Raw genomic sequence first — 20,975 nt, 5'->3', positions numbered from 1 at the left:
TATTTAAATTATAATTTATGGCTTCAAAAATAATAGATAACAGAGTAAACTTTGGCAGCGTCAAAAATCCGATGCCATTCCCGGATTTCCTTGATGTGCAATTAAAGTCGTTCAAAGACTTCCTGCAGTTGGATACTCCGCCTGAGGAACGCAAGAATGACGGCTTGTATAAGGTGTTCGCTGAGAACTTCCCTATCACCGATACACGTAATAATTTCGTTCTTGAGTTCTTGGATTACTATATCGACCCACCTCGTTACAGCATCGATGAGTGCTTGGAGCGTGGTTTGACTTATAGCGTGCCCCTGAAGGCTAAGCTGAAACTGTATTGTACTGATCCGGATCATGAGGATTTCGGAACTGTGATTCAGGATGTGTTCCTGGGTCCTATCCCTTACATGACCGCCAATGGTACATTCGTTATCAATGGAGCCGAGCGCGTAGTCGTTTCACAGTTGCACCGTTCACCTGGCGTATTCTTCGGCCAGAGCGTACATGCTAACGGTACCCTGCTGTATTCGGCTCGTGTTATCCCATTCAAGGGTTCATGGATCGAGTTTGCTACCGACATCAACAATGTGATGTACGCATACATCGACCGTAAGAAGAAGTTGCCCGTAACAACTCTGCTGCGTGCTATCGGTTTCGAGGCCGATAAGGACATCCTGCAGATCTTCAACCTGGCCGAGGAGGTTAAGGTTAACAAGAAGAGCCTGAAGGCTGTGATTGGCTGCAAGCTTGCTGCCCGCGTACTGAAGAGCTGGAACGAGGACTTCGTTGATGAGGATACTGGTGAGGTAGTATCAATCGAGCGTAACCAGATGATTATGGAGCGTGAGACTGAGATTACCGAGGAGAACATGATGGACATCCTTGAGAGTGGCGCACAGACTATCCTGGTGCACAAGGACGCATCTGTTGCTTCGGATTACAGCATCATCTTCAACACACTGGCCAAAGACCCATCTAACTCTGAGAAGGAGGCTGTGCTTTACATCTACCGTCAGCTGCGTAATGCCGATCCTGCCGATGATGCCAGCGCACGTGAGGTTATCCAGAACCTGTTCTTCTCAGACAAGCGTTACGATCTGGGTGATGTTGGTCGTTACCGTATCAACAAGAAGCTTGGTTTGAACACCGATATGGATGTTCGCGTTCTGACCAAGGAAGATATTATCGAGATTATCAAGTATCTGATTCAGTTGGTTAACTCTAAGGCTACTGTCGACGATATCGACCACCTGTCGAACCGTCGCGTACGTACCGTAGGCGAGCAGCTGGCTAATCAGTTCTCTATAGGTCTGGCTCGTATGAGCCGTACCATCCGTGAGCGCATGAACGTTCGCGATAACGAGGTGTTCACACCAACCGATCTGATCAACGCCAAGACTATCTCTAGCGTTATCAACTCGTTCTTCGGTACCAACCCTCTGTCGCAGTTCATGGACCAGACCAACCCTCTGGCCGAGGTTACTCACAAGCGTCGTCTCTCAGCCCTGGGTCCTGGTGGTCTGAGCCGTGAGCGCGCCGGATTCGAGGTTCGTGACGTACACTATACACACTATGGTCGTCTGTGTCCTATCGAGAGCCCTGAGGGACCAAACATCGGTCTGATCTCATCTCTCTGTGTATATGCTAAGATCAACGAGCTCGGATTTATCCAGACTCCTTACCGTAAGGTAGAGAATGGTGTTGCCGACCTGAGCGACAATGGTATCGTTTACCTCACCGCAGAGGAGGAGGCTGAGCACATCATCGGTCAGGGTAACGCACCTCTGAACGACGATGGTACATTTATCCGCTCGGTTGTTAAGTGTCGTCAGGATGCCGACTTCCCTGTAGTTCCACCTACAGACGTTGACCTGATGGATGTATCGCCACAGCAGATTGCCTCTATCGCTGCATCTCTTATCCCATTCCTGGAGCACGACGATGCTCACCGTGCGCTGATGGGATCTAACATGATGCGCCAGGCCGTACCTCTGCTGCACAACGAGGCACCTATCGTAGGTACCGGTATCGAGAAGCAGGTATGTGAGGATTCACGTACCATGGTTACTGCCGAGGGTGATGGTGTTATCGAGTACGTTGATGCTACAACCATCCGTATTCTGTACGATCGCACCGAGGACGAGGAGTTCGTAAGCTTCGAGCCCGCCCTGAAGGAGTACCGTATCGCTAAGTTCCGTCGTACCAACCAGAATATGACCATCGACCTGCGTCCTATCTGTGAGAAGGGACAGCGCGTAAAGGCCGGTGATATCCTGACTGAGGGTTACGCTACCGAGGATGGTGAGCTGGCTCTGGGCCGTAACCTGCTGGTAGCTTACATGCCTTGGAAGGGTTACAACTATGAGGATGCTATCGTGCTTAACGAGCGCATTGTTCGCGACGACGTACTTACCTCTGTACACGTTGATGAGTACTCACTCGATGTACGTGAGACCAAGCGTGGTGTTGAGGAGTTCACAGCTGATATTCCTAACGTAAGTGAGGAGGCCACAAAGGATTTGGACGACAACGGTGTTATCCGTGTTGGTGCCCGTGTTGAGCCAGGCGACATCCTGATTGGTAAGATTTCACCTAAGGGTGAGAGCGATCCTTCACCTGAGGAGAAGCTGCTCCGTGCCATCTTCGGTGACAAGGCTGGTGATGTGAAGGATTCTTCACTCAAGGCTAACCCATCACTGAGTGGTGTTATTATTGATAAGAAGATGTTCCAGCGTGCCATCAAGGACCGTAAGTCTAAGCAGCAGGATAAGATCGTGCTTGCTAAGATCGACGAGGAGTACGAGGCAAAGGTTGAGGACCTGAAGGATATCCTGATCGACAAGCTCATGGAGCTCACTAAGGGTAAGACCTCACAGGGTGTTAAGGACTACACCGGTGCCGAGATCATCACCAAGGGTAGCAAGTTCACTGCTACAGCCCTGCGCAACCTTGAGTATGGCGATGTACAGATTAGCAACTGGACAACAGACGAGCATAAGAACGAGCTGATTGCCAAGCTGATTATCAACTTCATGAAGAAGTACAAGCTGCTTGATGCTGAGATGAAGCGTAAGAAGTTCGCTATCACAATCGGTGACGAGCTGCCAAACGGCATCCTGCAGATGGCTAAGGTATATGTAGCTAAGAAGCGTAAGATCGGCGTAGGTGATAAGCTGGCCGGACGTCACGGTAACAAGGGTATCGTATCTAAGATCGTACGTCAGGAGGATATGCCATTCCTCGAGGATGGTCGTCCAGTCGACCTGGTACTGAACCCTCTGGGTGTGCCTTCTCGAATGAACCTTGGTCAGATTTTCGAGGCTATCCTCGGTGCTGCCGGTAAGAAGCTCGGTGTTAAGTTCGCTACACCTATCTTCGACGGTGCTAAGCTCGAAGACCTTGCTGAGTGGACTGACAAGGCAGGTCTGCCACGCCTGTGCTCTACCCACCTGTATGATGGTGAGACCGGTGAGCGTTTCGACCAGCCTGCTACAGTAGGTATCACCTACTTCCTTAAGCTCGGTCACATGGTTGAGGATAAGATGCACGCCCGTTCAATCGGTCCGTACAGCTTGATTACTCAGCAGCCTCTTGGTGGTAAGGCCCAGTTCGGTGGTCAGCGATTCGGAGAGATGGAGGTTTGGGCCCTCGAGGCCTTCGGCGCCAGCCATGTTCTTCAGGAGATCCTGACAATCAAGTCGGATGATACCGTAGGTCGCTCTAAGGCTTACGAGGCTATCGTTAAGGGCGAGCCAATGCCTACACCAGGTATCCCCGAGTCTCTCAATGTGCTGCTGCACGAGTTGCGTGGTCTTGGTTTGAGTATTACCCTCGACTAAGTGAGTTAAGTATTAAGAGTTAAGAATTAAGAGAAAGATAATATATATGGCTTTCAAGAAGGATTCAAAAATAAAGAATAATTTTACGAAGATTACCATCGGACTTGCTTCTCCTGAAGAGATTCTGGAGAGCAGCTTCGGTGAGGTTACCAAGCCAGAGACCATCAACTATCGTACCTATAAGCCTGAGCGCGATGGTTTGTTCTGCGAGCGCATCTTCGGTCCTACCAAGGATTACGAGTGTGCTTGCGGTAAGTACAAGCGCATCCGTTATAAGGGTATTGTCTGCGACCGTTGTGGTGTAGAGGTAACAGAGAAGAAGGTTCGTCGTGAGCGTTCTGGTCACATCGAGCTCGTTGTGCCCGTAGCACACATCTGGTACTTCCGTAGTCTTCCTAATAAGATAGGTTACCTGCTGGGTCTGCCCACCAAGAAGCTCGATGCAGTTATCTACTACGAGCGCTACGTGGTTATCCAGCCAGGTGTAATGGCAGGCCGTAAGGATGCCGAGGGTAACGATGCCCTGGGTTCTAACAAGTTCGACCTGCTCTCAGAGGATGAGTACTCAGAGATTGTAGAGAATCAGCTTTCACCCGATAACGAGTATCTCGACGATAGCGATCCTAACAAGTTCATCGCTAAGATGGGTGCCGAGGCTATCTACGACCTCCTGACACGTATCGATCTCGACTCACTGTCGTACGAGCTGCGCGACCGTGCTAACAGCGACTCTTCAGTTCAGCGTAAGAACGAGGCTCTGAAGCGTCTGCAGGTAGTAGAGGCTTTCCGTACATCAGTTGAGAAGGGCATCAACCGCCCCGAGTGGATGATCATGAAGATTATCCCTGTTACACCTCCTGAGCTCCGTCCTCTGGTACCACTGGATGGTGGACGTTTCGCTACATCTGACTTGAACGACCTCTATCGTCGTGTCATCATCCGTAACAACCGTCTGAAGCGTCTGATGGAGATTAAGGCTCCTGAGGTAATTCTCCGAAACGAGAAGCGTATGCTGCAGGAGGCTGTGGATTCACTCTTCGACAACAGCCGTAAGTCGTCTGCTGTTAAGAGCGATAGCAACCGTCCTCTGAAGTCACTCTCTGACTCACTGAAAGGAAAGCAGGGACGTTTCCGTCAGAACTTGCTGGGTAAGCGTGTTGACTATTCAGCCCGTTCGGTTATCGTTGTAGGTCCTGAGCTGAAGATGGGTGAGTGCGGTCTGCCAAAGCTGATGGCTGCCGAGCTGTATAAGCCATTCATTATCCGTAAGCTCATCGAGCGCGGTATCGTGAAGACTGTTAAGAGCGCTAAGAAGATTGTTGACCGTCGTGAGCCAGTTATCTGGGATATCCTTGAGAACGTGATGAAGGGTCACCCTGTACTCCTGAACCGTGCACCAACACTGCACCGTCTGGGTATCCAGGCCTTCCAGCCTAAGATGATTGAGGGTAAGGCTATCCAGCTGCACCCACTGGCATGTACTGCGTTCAACGCCGACTTCGACGGTGACCAGATGGCTGTACACCTCCCATTGAGTAACGAGGCTATCCTCGAGGCTCAGCTGCTCATGCTGCAGAGCCATAACATTCTGAACCCTGCCAACGGTGCACCTATCACCGTGCCTTCACAGGATATGGTACTTGGTTTGTACTACATTACCAAGATTCGTCCAGGTGCAAAGGGTGAGGGACTTACCTTCTACGGTCCTGAAGAGGCTATCATCGCACACAACGAGGGTAAGTGCGAACTGCACGCCCAGGTTAAGGTTATCGTTGATGATATCGTCGACGGTCAGCCTGTTCGCCACATGGTAGAGACTTCAGTAGGTCGTGTAATCGTAAACGGCATCATTCCAAAGGAGGTTGGTTACGTTAATAAGATTATTTCTAAGAAGAGTCTGCGCGACATTATCGGTGCTGTAATTAAGAATGTAGGTTTCGCCGAGGCTTGTGAGTTCCTTGATGGAATCAAGAACCTGGGTTACCGCATGGCTTACGTGGCCGGTCTGTCGTTCAACCTCGATGATATCATTATTCCTAAGGAGAAGGCTGAGCTGATTGCTAAGGGTAATGAGGAGGTACAGCAGATTACCGACAACTATAACATGGGATTCATCACAGACAACGAGCGTTATAATCAGGTTATTGATACCTGGACCCACGTCAACAACGATATCGGTAACATCCTGCTGAAGCAGATGACCGAGGCCGACCAGGGATTCAACGCTGTATTCATGATGCTTGACTCAGGTGCCCGTGGTAGTAAGGACCAGATTAAGCAGCTTTCAGGTATCCGTGGTCTGATGGCTAAGCCTCAGAAGGCCGGTGCCGAGGGTCACCAGATTATTGAAAACCCAATCCTTTCTAACTTTAAGGAGGGTATGTCAGTGCTCGAGTACTTTATCTCTACTCACGGTGCTCGTAAGGGTCTGGCTGATACCGCTATGAAAACAGCCGACGCTGGTTACCTGACACGTCGATTGGTTGACGTATCGCACGATGTGATCATCACCGAGGAAGACTGTGGTACCCTGCGTGGTCTACAGTGTACAGCTCTGAAGAGTGGCGACGAGGTTATCTCAAGCCTGTCAGAGCGTATCCTGGGTCGTGTATCAGTTCACGATGTGATCAATCCTAAGACCGGTGAGGTGATTGTAGCTGCCGGTGAGGAGATCACCGAGTCTATTGCCGAGGCTATCGAGGCATCTGATATCGAGATGGTCGAGATCCGTTCAGTGCTCACTTGTGAGTCGAAGAAGGGTGTCTGCATGAAGTGTTACGGACGTAACCTCGCTACCCGTCGTATGGTACAGAAGGGTGAGGCTGTTGGTGTGATTGCCGCTCAGGCTATCGGTGAGCCAGGTACACAGCTTACTCTGCGTACGTTCCACGCCGGTGGTGTGGCTGCCAACGCCGCAGCAAATGCAAGCATCGTATCTAAATATGATCGCGCTATGATCGAGTTTGAAGAGGTTCGTACCGTTCCATTCGATGAGGATGGCCGCGAGTGTCAGATGGTTGTAAGCCGTTTGGGTGAGATGCGTTTCGTTGATCCTAACACCAAGATCGTTCTCTCTACCGTTAACGTGCCTTACGGTTCGTCACTCTACTTTGGTCACGGCGACGAGGTTGCCAAGGGCGACAAGATTGCTCAGTGGGACCCATTCAACGCCGTTATCGTTACCGAGTACGCTGGTACCCTGAAGTTCAACGATGTGATCGAGGGTATTACCTTCCGTGCCGAGACCGACGAAACCACTGGTCTGACTGAAAAGATTGTTACCGAGTCGCGCGACCGTACTAAGGTTCCTACCTGTGATGTAATCGGTGCCGATGGCGAGGTAATCGGAACATATAGCTTCCCTGTAGGTGGACACGTTGTTGTTGAGGATGGCCAGACAGTTTCAACTGGTGAAACCCTCGTTAAGATTCCACGTGCTGCTGCCAAGGGTGGTGATATCACCGGAGGTCTGCCCCGTGTAACCGAGCTGTTCGAGGCTCGTAACCCATCTAACCCTGCTGTTGTATCCGAGATCGATGGTGAGGTAACCATGGGTAAGGTAAAGCGTGGTAACCGTGAGATTATCGTAACCTCTAAGACTGGTGAGCAGCGTCGTTATCTCGTATCGCTGTCGAAGCAGATCCTGGTACAGGAGCACGATGCCGTACGTGCTGGTACACCACTCTCTGATGGTGTTATCACTCCAGGCGACATCCTGGCCATTAAGGGTCCCACCGCTGTACAGGAGTACATTGTGAACGAGGTTCAGGACGTATACCGTCTGCAGGGTGTAAAGATTAACGATAAGCACTTCGAGATCATCGTTCGTCAGATGATGCGTAAGGTACAGATCAACGAACCTGGTGATACCTCGTTCCTCGAGCAGGAGATTGTCGACAAGCTCGACTTCGCTGAGGAGAACGATCGTATCTGGGGTAAGAAGGTTGTTACCGATGCCGGTGACTCTGAGAACCTGCAGAAGGGTCAGATTGTTACCGCCCGCAAGCTGCGCGACGAGAACTCTATGCTGAAGCGTCGTGACCTCCGTCTGGTACAGGTTCGTGATGCAGTGCCCGCTACATCTACTCAGATTCTGCAGGGTATCACACGTGCCGCTCTTCAGACTAAGTCGTTCATGTCGGCTGCATCGTTCCAGGAGACAACCAAGGTACTTAACGAGGCTGCCATCCGTGGTAAGGTAGATCACCTGGTAGGTATGAAGGAGAACGTAATCTGCGGACACCTGATTCCTGCTGGTACCGGTCTGCGTGAGTTCGAGAAGATTATCGTTGGTTCAAAGGAGGAGTATGAGCGCATTCAGGCTAACCGCAAGAACGTTCTCGACTTCGCTGATGAGACCATTCTCGAGGAGAAATAAGGCTATCTTTGATTAGCAAAATATGTTAAGAGTGCTGCATGTATGTGCAGCACTCTTTTTTCTTCATTTTTGGCATAATCTACTATTAATTAATTCAAAAAACGTTATTTCTTGTTAAATCAAGGGTTTAAACTTGCATTTTCTCCATATAAGTTAGGTGGAATCGGAAAATAGTTGTACCTTTGCAGCCCGAAACGCCCCTATTAAGCGAGATAGGGTGTGTAAAGCGCTGATTATAAATAAAATAACATATATATAAATTAAAAATTAAAGTATTATGCCTACAATTTCACAATTGGTAAGAAAAGGCAGAAAGGTAATTGTTGACAAGTCAAAGTCACCTGCTTTGGACAACTGTCCTCAGCGTCGTGGTGTCTGCGTACGTGTTTACACAACAACACCTAAGAAGCCTAATTCGGCTATGCGTAAGGTAGCCCGTGTTCGTCTGACAAATCAGAAGGAAGTTAACTCTTACATCCCTGGAGAGGGACACAACCTGCAGGAGCACTCAATCGTGCTTGTTCGCGGTGGTCGTGTAAAGGACCTGCCAGGTGTACGTTACCACATCGTTCGCGGTACTCTTGATACTGCTGGTGTAGCTAACCGTACACAGCGCCGTTCTAAGTATGGTGCTAAGCGTCCAAAGGCTAAGAAGTAAAATGACCGGAGATGGTCAGTCAGGCCAAAAAGAAACAAAAAATTTAATCCGTTTTGCTGGAGATAATGTTATAAAGGTTGAGTAAATGTCCGAGCGAAGTGACGTTGAAGAACAAGTAAGAACAGCCCTCAAGCAGAATTTTAATTCAAAAACAAAATGAGAAAAGCAAAACCAAAGAAGCGTGTGATCCTGCCAGATCCCGTATTCAACGATCAGAAGGTGTCTAAGTTTGTAAACCACCTGATGTTTGATGGTAAGAAGACCAAGTCTTATGAGATCTTCTACAATGCACTGGAGACAGTGAAGAGCAAAATGAACAACGAGGAGAAGTCTGCCCTGGAGATCTGGAAGCAGGCTCTCGACAACATTACCCCACAGGTAGAGGTAAAGAGCCGCCGTATCGGTGGTGCTACTTTCCAGGTACCTACTGAGATCCGTCCCGACCGTAAGGAGAGTATCTCAATGAAGAACATGATTCAGTTCGCTCGTAAGCGTTCTGGTAAGTCAATGGCCGATAAGCTGGCTGCTGAGATCATGGACGCCTTCAACAATCAGGGTGGTGCCTTCAAGCGTAAGGAGGATATGCATCGCATGGCCGAGGCTAACCGCGCATTTGCTCACTTCCGTTTCTAATAAATAAGGTAAGAAGTTAAAAGGATACAAAACAATGGCAAACCGCGATTTACATTTAACAAGAAATATCGGTATTATGGCTCACATCGATGCCGGTAAGACAACCACTTCTGAGCGTATCCTGTTCTATACAGGTAAGACTCATAAGATTGGTGAGGTACACGATGGAGCTGCTACCATGGACTGGATGGCTCAGGAGCAGGAGCGTGGTATTACTATCACATCTGCTGCTACCACCTGTAACTGGACATGGAATGGTAAGAACTTCAAGATCAACTTGATCGATACTCCGGGACACGTTGACTTTACCGCTGAGGTAGAGCGTTCACTCCGTGTACTGGATGGTGCTGTTGCTACTTACTCAGCTGCCGACGGTGTTCAGCCTCAGTCAGAGACTGTATGGCGCCAGGCCGACAAGTACAACGTACCTCGTATCGGTTACGTTAATAAGATGGACCGTTCAGGTGCTGACTTCTTCGAGACTGTTCAGCAGATGAAGGACATCCTGGGTGCTAACCCTGTTGTTATCCAGGTGCCCATCGGTGCTGAGGAGAACTTCAAGGGTCTGGTTGACCTGATCAAGATGAAGGCTATCCTGTGGCACGATGAGACCATGGGTGCTGAGTACGATGTTGAGGATATCCCCGCCGACCTGGAGGCTGAGTGCGACGAGTGGCGTAACAAGCTGCTTGAGGCTGCTGCTGAGTACGACGAGGCTCTGATGGAGAAGTACTTCGACGATCCTAACTCAATCACTGAGGACGAGATCATCGCTGCTATCCGTAAGGGTACTATCTCAATGCAGTGTACTCCTATGCTGCTCGGTTCTTCTTATAAGAACAAGGGTGTGCAGCCTCTGCTCGACTACGTATGTGCATTCCTGCCCGCACCTGTTGACGTAGAGGTTATTAAGGGTACCAACCCTGATACCGATGAGGAAGAGGATCGTAAGCCTTCTGAGGACGAGCCTACATCGGCTCTGGCCTTTAAGATTGCTACCGACCCATACATGGGCCGTCTGGTATTCTTCCGCGTTTACTCTGGTAAGATCACTGCCGGATCATACGTTTACAACCCACGTTCGGGTAAGAAGGAGCGTATCAGCCGTCTGTTCCAGATGAACTCAAACAAGGAAATTCCTATGGAGAGCATCGACGCTGGTGATATCGGCGCAGGTGTAGGTTTCAAGGATATCCGTACTGGTGATACCCTCTGCTCTGAGGATGCACCTATCGTACTGGAGTCAATGAGCTTCCCCGACACTGTAATCTCTATCGCAGTTGAGCCTAAGTCTCAGGCCGACGTTGCTAAGCTCGACAACGGTCTTGCTAAGCTCGCTGAGGAGGACCCAACATTCACCGTTCGTACCGACGAGCAGAGTGGTCAGACCATTATCTCAGGTATGGGTGAGCTTCACCTCGATATCATTATCGACCGTCTGAAGCGTGAGTTCAAGGTTGAGTGTAACCAGGGTAAGCCTCAGGTTAACTACAAGGAGGCCATCACCAAGACTGTTAACCTCCGTGAGGTTTACAAGAAGCAGTCGGGTGGTCGCGGTAAGTTCGCTGATATCATCGTAAACGTTGGTCCTGTTGACGACGATTGGGATATCGCTAAGGACGGCGGTCTGCAGTTCGTTAACGAGGTTAAGGGTGGTAACATTCCTAAGGAGTTCATCCCATCTATCCAGAAGGGATTCGAGAACGCTATGAAGAATGGTATCCTCGGTGGTTACCCAATGGATTCACTGAAGGTAACTGTACTCGACGGTTCGTTCCACCCCGTTGACTCTGACCAGCTCTCATTCGAGATCGCTGCTCTGCAGGCATACAAGAACGCATGCGCTCAGGCTAAGCCCGTACTGATGGAGCCTATCATGAAGCTCGAGGTTGTAACACCTGAGGAGAACATGGGTGACGTTATCGGTGACCTGAACAAGCGTCGTGGCCAGGTAGAGGGTATGGAAGAGGCTCGCAGCGGTGCCCGTGTTGTTAAGGCTCAGGTGCCCCTGTCAGAGATGTTCGGTTATGTAACCGCTCTGCGTACCATCACTTCAGGTCGTGCTACCAGCTCAATGGAGTACGATCACCACGCTCCTCTGTCAAGCTCTATCGCTAAGGCAGTTCTGGAGGAGGTTAAGGGCCGTGCCGACCTCGTATAAAGATAACAAATGGGTGCTGCTGAGCAAATGACTCTTTAGCAGCACCCCCTTTTAAATAACAATTAAACAATTAAAACGACAATGAGTCAGAAAATTCGTATCAAGCTGAAGAGCTACGACCACAAACTCGTAGACAAGTCAGCCGAGAAGATTGTGAAGGCTGTTAAGGCCACAGGTGCTATCATCAGCGGTCCTATCCCCCTTCCTACACACAAGCGTATCTACACCGTTAACCGCTCTACCTTCGTTAACAAGAAGGCTCGTGAGCAGTTCCAGCTCTCAGACTACAAGCGTCTGATCGACATCTACAGCTCAACTGCTAAGACTGTTGACGCTCTGATGAAGCTCGAGCTCCCCAGCGGTGTTGAGGTTGAGATCAAGGTATAGTTTTATCTTTATCTGATTATAAAGCAGCGTATCCCTAAGGATGCGCTGTTTTTTTTATTCTGATAGCCTGAATAATCGTTAAAACCAAACTTAACTAATTAATTTAGTTTAAAAACTATAGCTTTTAGTTGATTGTAACGAAAACTTTTAGTTACTTTGCACTCGGATATTGATAACAACGCGCAATTTGATTTTCGAACTTAAAGCAAACTGTAGTAAAATGAAAAAGTTAACAAACAAGGAAAAGGAGATCATGGATTTGTATTGGCAGCACGGTCCGATGTTCGTCAAGGAGCTCTTAGAGTACTACGATGAACCGCGCCCGCACTTCAATACGCTATCTACGATGGTACGCATTCTGGAGAAGGAAGGCTATCTTGATCATAAGCAGTTTGGTAATACCTATCAGTACTATCCCCTCATCACCGAGGCTGAGTACGGTCGTAAATCCATTGCCGGTGTTATCAAGAACTACTTTAATAACTCCTATCTGTCAGCAGTGTCTGCTTTCGTTAAGGAAGAGAAGATTTCTGTTGAAGAACTCCGGGAACTTCTCGATCAGATAGAAAAGAACCAATAGTCGAAATCGTAAATAACTAAATTGTACAATGATAGATTTTCTGACCTACGACCTCAAGGTGGCTGCTATCTTAGCGGTATTCTACATGTTCTACCGTGTGCTGCTGGCCCGCGAAACGTTCCACCGTGTTAATCGCGTGGTGCTTCTGGCTACAGCTGTGGCATCGTTTGTACTGCCGCTGTGCGTCATCACCCTGCATAAAACCGTTGTGGTAGAGTCGGCCCCCAGTGTGTCGTTTGGCGCCCTTGAGGCTGTGGCCGATATATCGTCAGATGCCGGTATGTATCCGCTTTGGCAGTCTGTGGCCATTGTCCTGTTCTTCATCGGCATGGCAGCTACGCTTGGTCATACCCTCTGGTCGTTGTTCAGAATCGTAAAACTCATTAAGCATAGTCAAAAGTATCCGCAGTCTGATGGTACCGTGATCTGTGTGACCGGTAACCCCGATCTGGCGCCATTCAGTTGGATGCATTATATCGTGATGAACCGCAGCGATTACCTGGCTAACGATGCGGCTATTCTCACACATGAACGAGGGCATATCCGTTACCACCACTCGTGGGATCTGCTCTTTGTTGATACTCTCACCGCCCTCCAGTGGTTTAATCCCGCCATTTGGATGCTGCGCAGTGATCTGCGTGCCATCCACGAATATGAGGCCGACGGTGCAGTACTCTCTCAAGGGATCAATGCGCGTCAATATCAATACCTGTTAATCACAAAAGCCGCAAGCATTGGTGGGTACTCCCTTGCTAACGGTATCTCTCACAGTACCCTCAAAAACCGAATTAATATGATGTTACATACTAAATCTCCCCGTCGCAGTCTGTTGAAGTTGCTCGCTCTCTTGCCCATCATTGGTGCCGTGCTTGCAGTGAATGCGGAGACCGTAACCGATTATGAATATACCCGGCCGCAGAAGCAGATGCCTATCAAAAAAGGCAGGAAGAATACGGTCATTAATATAGGTGGTAAGAAAGTGCTACAGATAGTGGAGACTGCCGAGAAGAAATCAGAGATTGCCGAGCCACCAGCTATAGAGGAAACGGTTGAGCCAACATCTGGCAAGACTTACGATGTTGCAGAACAGATGCCGCAATTCCCTGGTGGCGCTTCAAAGCTTTTTGAGTATCTGGCAAGCAACATCCAGTATCCTGCTGAGGCTGAGAATGCTAATATCCAGGGGCGTGTCATCGTTTCCTTTGTAGTAGAGAAGGATGGCAGAGTATCAGAGCCGCAGGTTAAAAAGTCTGTCGCACCCTCTCTCGATGCTGAAGCCCTCCGTGTTGTAGGTTCTATGCCCAAGTGGATACCTGGCAGACAGGATGGTGAAGCGGTTCGTGTGAAATACACCGTTCCCTTGAACTTCCGTCTTCAGTATGGTCCTTCTAAAGATGCTCTCGCAGAGAAGTTAGTTGCCTATGCGGCAGGTTACGAGGCTGGCAGAAAAGGACTCAATGAGCAGCGTTCTGAAAGGCCCTTAATCTATGTAGATGGTAAGGAGATGACGCTTGAGGAAGTGGGTAAGTTGGATCCTAAGTCTATCGACCACATGAATGTGCTGAAGGAGAAAACAGCCATTGAGAAATATGGCGAAAAGGCCAAGGATGGCGTCATTCTTATTACTACAAAGAAATAATTCTCTCTCTATAATGAAAATAGTTTTGTCTATTGTAACCCTCGTCCTCTTGGCGGTTTCTCCCGCCAAGGGCGAGGTTATCGACTCGCTTACCATCTGCCTACAGGTTGGCGACAGCTGTATGCAGCAGTATAACACCTTCGAAGCTCTGAAACACTATCAGAAAGCTTATGACTTGGCCAAGAAAAAAAGCCGGGAGAAGGCAGTAGAAAACCTAGCCCTTCCCCTTAAGCAACTGAATAAGTTGCCAAAGGAGAAGCAAAATGAAATCATCGAGCGTCTCAAGCATTCTGCCGAACAGAGTGCGATAGTTGACTGTGCTGTCCAGATGAAACTGGCAGACTGCTACTACAAGCGTGCTAACTATCGCCAGGTAATAGAATTGCTTAAGACGATTCCAGAGGATAGTCTCTCGCACGAGTCTTTCCGCCAGTTGGCTCAGAGCTATAAGAAACAGAGTGATCTGGACTCTTATGTGTTTTGGACAAGTCAGTTGTTGGCGCGTTTCCCTATGGATGGGGAGATGGTGGCAGGACTCACCTTGGCATATGCGCAGTTGGAACAACCACAAAACGGCATCAAGTGCGGACAGCAGTACTTTGGTGTTGACTCTACTAACGTTGAGGTGAATCGTGCCTTGGCCGATGCCTACTTTATGGATCGCCAGTTCGGCAAGTCGTCGCTGATGTATGAACGCCTGTTAGCTCAGGGCGACTCTACCTTCAATACCCTCTATTCGGCCGGCATGAGTTGTTCGTGTATCGACAGTCTGGAACAGGCTTATAAGTACCTGCAGATGGCTTTTCTCCTGAGCGGCATGAAGCACGCCGGCTGTGCCTATCGCTTGGGCGTGGTGTGTGTTGATACCCAGCGCTATCCCGAAGGACTGAACTATCTGTCTTTAGCTAAGGAACTGATGCTTCCTGATACTACCATCATGAAAGCAATCACCTTGTCGGAGGGTGAGGGCTATTACCTCACTCATAAATACGAAGAGGCCATAGCCGCTTGGAAGGAGCACCTGTTGTATAATCCCTCATCGGTAGCCACTTACTATAACATCGCTAATGCCTATGCCTATCTGTTAAAGGATGAGGAGCAGGGCAAAGCCTATTATCAGCAGTTTGTTGAGAAGGCCGCCGAAGTTGACAAACCAACCGAAAAGCTATCTGAGATGATAGAGAAAGCCAAGGAGATGCTGCGTGTCTATGACCTACGCGAGAAATTCAAAGCAAGAAAAAAATAATAACTTAAAAAACTGTTATAAACAATGAGAATATTCATGATTTCTGTCCTGCTGGCTTTCAGTATGATGGCGCAGGCACAGCAGATTGGTGGCATGGTGATTGATAAGAGCCAGATGAAAATGCCAGCCAAGGAGGCTAAGAAGAAGGGTAAGAACGATACATTGGCAGTTGCTAATACAACCTATCGTATCACCTATCAATCTAAGGCGGTTAACGATACGCTTACCAAACCTTATAAATATCGCGACGATGAGATGCGTCTTGATATCAGTGCCGATGGCGTGTCGAAGTTCTACAGCTATTCGGCTGCGGTTCGCATGAAGTTGATGCGTGAGAAGATAGAAAAGGGGGATTTTGACCTGAGAGACTTGCCCAAGGCTGGTATCCTGTCGATGGAGTTCTATAAGAACTATCCAGAGAAAGGTAAAACCTTGATGTTAGATGTGGCGGGTGAGGCAAAGTGTCAGATTGAGGAGAAGATGGAAACACCCGAATGGACCGTACTGCCCGATTCTACGGCTGATATCATGGGTTATACCTGTCAGTTGGCTACCACCCATTTCAAGGGCCGCCAGTGGTATGCCTGGTACACCGAGGATATCCCCCTCGACGAGGGACCGTGGAAACTGCGCGGTCTGCCAGGTCTCATTCTGAGGGCCTATGATAGCAGTCGTCAGTTCATCTTTGACGGACAGGGCATGGAGCAGCCCGAGGGCGAACCTATTACCCTCATCAAGGCGAAACGTGAGAAAGTGAGTCAGAAAGACTTCCGACGTTTGAAGGAGAGCTACGATCCGAACGATGTGCTCAAACAGATGGCGGGCACTGGGGCTAAGATTGTGATCATGAACTCCGACGGCTCGAAACTCGATAAGATTGATCGCCCCAAGTTTAATCTCATTGAGCTGCAGTGAAAAACGGTGTCATTCTGTTGATGCTGTTGCTGATGCAGGCGCTTGGCGCCTCTGCACAGGTAACGGTGCATGGCGTAGTCGAGGATTCTGCCACCCACGAGCGGTTGGTCAGTGCCAGTGTGATGTACCTGCGTAAGGGTAAGACCGTTAAGTTTGCCCGGACCAATGCTGATGGCGAGTTTGCCATCACGGTCGATCAGGTTGCCATGGGCGACCAGGTGCAGGCCACCATGCTCGGCTTTGGCAAACGCAGGCGTGGCGTGCCCATGAAAAACGCCAACAAGCCTGTTGTACTCTCATTGCCATCCGAGGCCTTCGCCTTGAAAGAGGTAAAGGTACAGGGCAGTCGTATCACGGGCCGCGACACTATCACCTTCGACCTGACGCGTTTTACCAGCGACCGCGACAACTCTCTGAAGGATGTGCTGAAAAAACTGCCAGGCGTGGATGTGGCATCGAACGGCAAGATATACTATAATAACCAACAGGTAAAGCGCTTCACCGTCGAAGGACTCGATCTCACGGGTGGCCGTTATAACCAGCTCACAGAGAATATCCGTGCCAAGGATGTGGAGAAAGCTGAGATTGTAGAGCACGACCAGCCTATCAAGGCCTTGCGTGATAAGGTTTATACCGAAGATGTGGGTATGAACGTTACCCTGAAGGACGAGGCTCGCGATCGGTTGATGGCCACGCTGATACCCTACTTGTTGGTAGGCGATCCCACGCATGTGGGCGGTACGGCCAATATCCGACAGATAGGTAAGAAGAAACAGCTGATGTACGATGTGGCCTACGACCGCAAGGGCATCGACCTCAGTGAGTCGTATCAGATTCTGGGTGGTAATTACAATCGTCTCGATGGTGGTCACATCCCCTCGTGGTACAGTGTGCCATCGCTCTCGGCACCACTCGACGAGGAGCGCCTGCGTTTCAATACCTCGCAGCGCTATGGCATCAACAGCGTCAGGAAAACAAAGAATGATGGCGAACTGCGCGTGGCTGCCCAGTACGACCGTAGTGTGGTACGACAATCCACCGAGAACCGTACGGCCTACTATCTTGATGGCGAGGCACCCACCATTACCACCGAACAGCAGCAGAAGACCATTATCACCGATAACTTCTCGGCTGAGGTAGAGCGTAAGGTGAATACCGAAAAAGCCTATGGCAACGAGATGCTCAGCATCGGTGCTACGCAGGGCGACGGTCTGTCTCTATTCGGCACTAATGAACCTTTGCAGCGCATCCGTGTGCCGCAGCTCGCTCTCGAGGGCTCGCTGTATCGTATGTATTCGTTAAAGAGTGGGGCACAGCTCACCTGGAAATCTGTCCTCGACTACCATCATAGTGTGGGCGACCTCTATCTCGATGCCGATCGAAATCGCCTGCGCACCAACCTCTGGCATACCGCCCACCTGCTGGGCTGGCAGCGTAAGGCTGGTAAGATAACACATACCTACAACCTGTTTGTCGAGGGCGAGGATGTGTATGTAAACCACACCGATAACCTGCACCTCATCATCGAGGCGCGTCCCCGCTGGCAGTATCGCACCGATAAATTCACGCTCTCGCTATCGCCCACGCTTACTTTCCAGCGTTACGTGCGTCAGCAGCAGTCTATGTTCTATCTGCATCCCGTGCTCTCTGCTTATTGGAATCCTGATACCCGTTCCGAAATTCATCTCGGTAGTGCCTACGTACAAACAATGGGTGGTATGCAGAACTATGCTCTCGACAGTTATCGCCGTGATTATCGCACGTGGTACAAAGCAGCCGACTTGATACCTGTCAACCGTCAGGTTTATGCCACGTTGGGCTATCGGTACAAACGTCCTATCCGTGAGCTTTTTGCCACTGTCAACCTCACGGTGCAGCGCAGTTGGAACAACACCACCAACGATATGCAGATTATCGATGGCTGCTATTACTACACCCTGAAGGAACTCCACAGTCAGAACGACTTTCTGAGTGGCGGTGCCAGCATACAGAAAGGCTTCTATGCCATCAAGACCAAGTTGAGCCTGGGTGTGAATGGCTCGTTAAGCAAAGGTCGCCAGCTGTCGGCAGGTGAGTGGTACAGTTATACCACCCAGTCGCTTACGCTTACGCCGGGTATCATCGTGTCGCCCGATTGGTGCGAGTTCGACTACAGTGCCAGTTTCTCGCTCAATGGCAACAAAACGGCTGGCAGTTCGCATACCACGCTGTTCAATTGGCGCCAGCAGCTGGTGCTCACTTCCACTATCGGCAAGGTTGATCTCTCTTGGAAGTTTGTGCATCACCGCAACGAGCTGCAAGCCGGCAACACCCTGAACACCCTGCTCAGCGATGCCTCGGTAACCTGGCGATTGAAGACTGTCCGCCTGAAGGCCGCTCTCAACAACCTGTTCAACAAGCAAGCCTACGAGGAGACCATCTACACTGGTATCGCCACCTCAACCACCAGCTACCTCCTCCGTCCCCGCGAACTCATCCTCTCCGCCGAGTTCTCATTGTAAATTTTTTCCTGTAGAATGTACTGAATGTTGTAGAAAAGTATTACCTTTGCGGCGCAAACGCCATGTTGCTTTAACATTGAAGTATGATTCTACGCGATAACGAACTATTCTATCAGCTGCTGCGCCTGTCGTTAGGACTGTCGCAGGAGTTTCCTGATGGCGTGAATGCCGATGACTGGCGATGGCTGTATCAGATGGCTGTGCGCCAGTCGCTCGTAGGCGTTTGCTACCAAGGCGTTTGCCAGTTGTCGGGTAAGCAACAGCTACCTGTAGATATAGCTATGCAGTGGACTTGCGAGGCCGAGACGATAAAGGGACTGAACGAACTGCTCTATCAGGAGGCGGCCAGACTCACACGGGAGTTTTCAGAGAAAGGGCGCCAGACGGCGATACTGAAAGGTCAGGCCAACGCGCGCCTCTATCCCGAAAAATATGCCCGCCAGCCTGGCGATATCGATATCTGGGTAGAGGGCGGTCGTGAGAGTGTGTTGGCACTCATTGATGGCGAGGCTATTGTAGCGTACCACCATGCCCATCTGCCCAAGAACGAGAAAGGGGTTGAGGTTGAGATACATTTCCGTCCGTCATCGGGCCATTTCAGTCCTATCACCAATCGCCGCTTGCAGCAATGGCTGGAGCAAGAGATACAGCATACCGAGCTTTCGCCCGAAGGTTTTTATGTACCATCGGTAAGGTTCGCCCTGGTCATGCAGTTGGCACACATACAGCGCCATTTCTTAGGCGAAGGGGTAGGGCTGCGCCAGGTGTGCGATTATTATTGGCTGCTGCAGAATGCTACCGACGACGACAGGCAGTGTGTGAGTGCTCAGTTACGTCGTTTGGGCTTGCTTCATGCGGCAGGTGCCCTGATGTGGGTGCTGGCTGAGGTGCTGCACCTGCCAAAGGAACAGATGCTTTGTAAACCAGGTAGCTATCGTGGCGAGTGGATGCTGCGCGAAATCATGGCTGGTGGCAACTTCGGACGTTATGCCAAACGCACACAGCTGGGGGTGTGGCGCAGGGTTGCACAGAGCAAACGTCGCCGATTGCAGCTGATGCGGTTTAACGCCTCCGAGATACTGTGGCAAGAGCTGTTCTATTGGAAACGTATCGTGCGTACGTTGCACATACGTATTCGACTCAGAAGTATATCATTAAGAGACTATCCGGAATGTGTATAACCAGATATTATGAAGTGGCAGAACATCGGTTCTGCGTGCGTGGCGATGAGGCTTGTTTATCGCTCATGACCAACTATGAGCCGTTTGCCTGTGCCGAAGGCGACGTGCTGTTTACCTTGGATATTACCAGCGGCGATGCACCCGCCTATACCGAGGAACTGCGACAGGAAGATAATGAACAGATCATTATCTGCGGTCATACCGCTACTGGTCAGATGGTGTTCCAGTTTGGTTGGTTTGGCGTAAATGCCGGTTGGCTGGTTTGCAAGGCCGACTATAGTGAGGGCCGACTGATAATGACTGCCCATCACGTAAAAATGGCTATCGATAACGCCTTGATGATTATGTTTGCCCTGGTAACGGCCGATAAGTGCACGGCGCTGTTCCATGCGGCTATCGTGAGCTATCAGGATAAGGGCTATATGTTCCTGGGCCCCAGCGGCACGGGTAAGAGTACACATGCCCGCCTGTGGCTACAGTATATCGATGGCACCGAACTGGTTAACGATGATAATCCCGTGGTACGTATTGGTGCGGATGGCGCGGCTACGGTCTTCGGCTCGCCCTGGAGCGGCAAAACACCCTGCTATCGTAACGTGCGCTATCCCTTGGGGGGTATCGTGATGCTCAGTCAGGCGCCTTACAATAAGATACAGCCATTAGGCGGACTGCAGGCCTATGCAGCCCTGGTGCCCAGCATCAGTGGCAAGCGCTGGGACGCACGTATAGCCGATGGTCTGCATGCCACCGAGAACAACCTGGCCATGCAAGTGCCCATGTGGCACCTGGAGTGTCTGCCCGACGAGGCCGCAGCACGGTTGTGCTGGAGCAATGTAAAAATGTAATAATGTAAAAATGAAATAATT

Annotated in this window: 13 protein-coding genes; all 13 read left to right on the top strand. The window is 50.0% G+C overall.

The window, feature by feature from the left end; all coding sequences use genetic code 11:
- Positions 1-17 precede the first annotated feature (17 nt).
- The 13 genes from rpoB (at position 18) to PRU_RS10945 (ending at position 20,954) form a co-directional block, all read left to right on the top strand.
- Positions 18-3,830, top strand: coding sequence for a DNA-directed RNA polymerase subunit beta (gene rpoB, locus PRU_RS11005; RefSeq protein WP_013065193.1), 3,813 nt, complete (start codon positions 18-20; stop codon positions 3,828-3,830).
- A 46-nt stretch (positions 3,831-3,876) separates the two neighbouring features.
- Positions 3,877-8,208 (top strand): DNA-directed RNA polymerase subunit beta', encoded by a 4,332-nt coding sequence (gene rpoC / locus PRU_RS11000; RefSeq protein WP_013064429.1) that lies wholly within the window; start codon positions 3,877-3,879, stop codon positions 8,206-8,208.
- Between the two features lie 277 nt (positions 8,209-8,485).
- The gene (gene rpsL, locus PRU_RS10995; protein ID WP_013063973.1) at positions 8,486-8,866 is read left to right on the top strand and encodes a 30S ribosomal protein S12; all 381 of its coding nucleotides are present in this window, start codon (positions 8,486-8,488) and stop codon (positions 8,864-8,866) included.
- A gap of 156 nt (positions 8,867-9,022) precedes the next feature.
- The gene (gene rpsG, locus PRU_RS10990; protein WP_013063135.1) at positions 9,023-9,499 is read left to right on the top strand and encodes a 30S ribosomal protein S7; all 477 of its coding nucleotides are present in this window, start codon (positions 9,023-9,025) and stop codon (positions 9,497-9,499) included.
- A 34-nt stretch (positions 9,500-9,533) separates the two neighbouring features.
- Entirely contained in the window at positions 9,534-11,660 is a 2,127-nt protein-coding gene (gene fusA, locus PRU_RS10985; RefSeq protein ID WP_013063203.1) for an elongation factor G, read from the top strand.
- Positions 11,661-11,741: 81 nt separating this feature from the next.
- The gene (rpsJ, locus tag PRU_RS10980) at positions 11,742-12,047 is read left to right on the top strand and encodes a 30S ribosomal protein S10 (RefSeq protein WP_013064715.1); all 306 of its coding nucleotides are present in this window, start codon (positions 11,742-11,744) and stop codon (positions 12,045-12,047) included.
- A gap of 220 nt (positions 12,048-12,267) precedes the next feature.
- Complete coding sequence (locus PRU_RS10975) at positions 12,268-12,627, top strand: BlaI/MecI/CopY family transcriptional regulator (protein WP_013063741.1); 360 nt, start codon at positions 12,268-12,270, stop codon at positions 12,625-12,627.
- Positions 12,628-12,655: 28 nt separating this feature from the next.
- On the top strand, positions 12,656-14,266 hold the full coding sequence (locus PRU_RS10970) for a M56 family metallopeptidase (RefSeq protein ID WP_049769152.1): 1,611 nt from the start codon (positions 12,656-12,658) through the stop codon (positions 14,264-14,266).
- A 13-nt stretch (positions 14,267-14,279) separates the two neighbouring features.
- The gene (locus PRU_RS10965) at positions 14,280-15,512 is read left to right on the top strand and encodes a tetratricopeptide repeat protein (RefSeq protein WP_143040018.1); all 1,233 of its coding nucleotides are present in this window, start codon (positions 14,280-14,282) and stop codon (positions 15,510-15,512) included.
- Positions 15,513-15,536: 24 nt separating this feature from the next.
- Positions 15,537-16,427, top strand: a complete 891-nt coding sequence (locus tag PRU_RS10960) for a GLPGLI family protein (RefSeq protein WP_074683580.1) — start codon at positions 15,537-15,539, stop codon at positions 16,425-16,427.
- Positions 16,424-18,928, top strand: a complete 2,505-nt coding sequence (locus PRU_RS10955) for a TonB-dependent receptor (RefSeq protein WP_013065285.1) — start codon at positions 16,424-16,426, stop codon at positions 18,926-18,928. Before PRU_RS10960 ends, PRU_RS10955 begins: the two co-directional genes overlap by 4 nt.
- 83 nt (positions 18,929-19,011) lie before the next feature.
- Positions 19,012-20,109 (top strand): nucleotidyltransferase domain-containing protein, encoded by a 1,098-nt coding sequence (locus tag PRU_RS10950; RefSeq protein ID WP_013063163.1) that lies wholly within the window; start codon positions 19,012-19,014, stop codon positions 20,107-20,109.
- Positions 20,100-20,954, top strand: a complete 855-nt coding sequence (locus PRU_RS10945) for a hypothetical protein (protein WP_013064372.1) — start codon at positions 20,100-20,102, stop codon at positions 20,952-20,954. Before PRU_RS10950 ends, PRU_RS10945 begins: the two co-directional genes overlap by 10 nt.
- Positions 20,955-20,975 lie beyond the last annotated feature (21 nt).

It is taken from the genome of Xylanibacter ruminicola 23 (genome assembly GCF_000025925.1).
In the GTDB taxonomy this organism is placed as follows: Bacteria; Bacteroidota; Bacteroidia; order Bacteroidales; family Bacteroidaceae; genus Prevotella; species Prevotella ruminicola.
The sequence above is the reverse complement of the archived record's forward strand: the minus strand, read 5'-3'. Positions and strand labels throughout refer to the sequence as shown.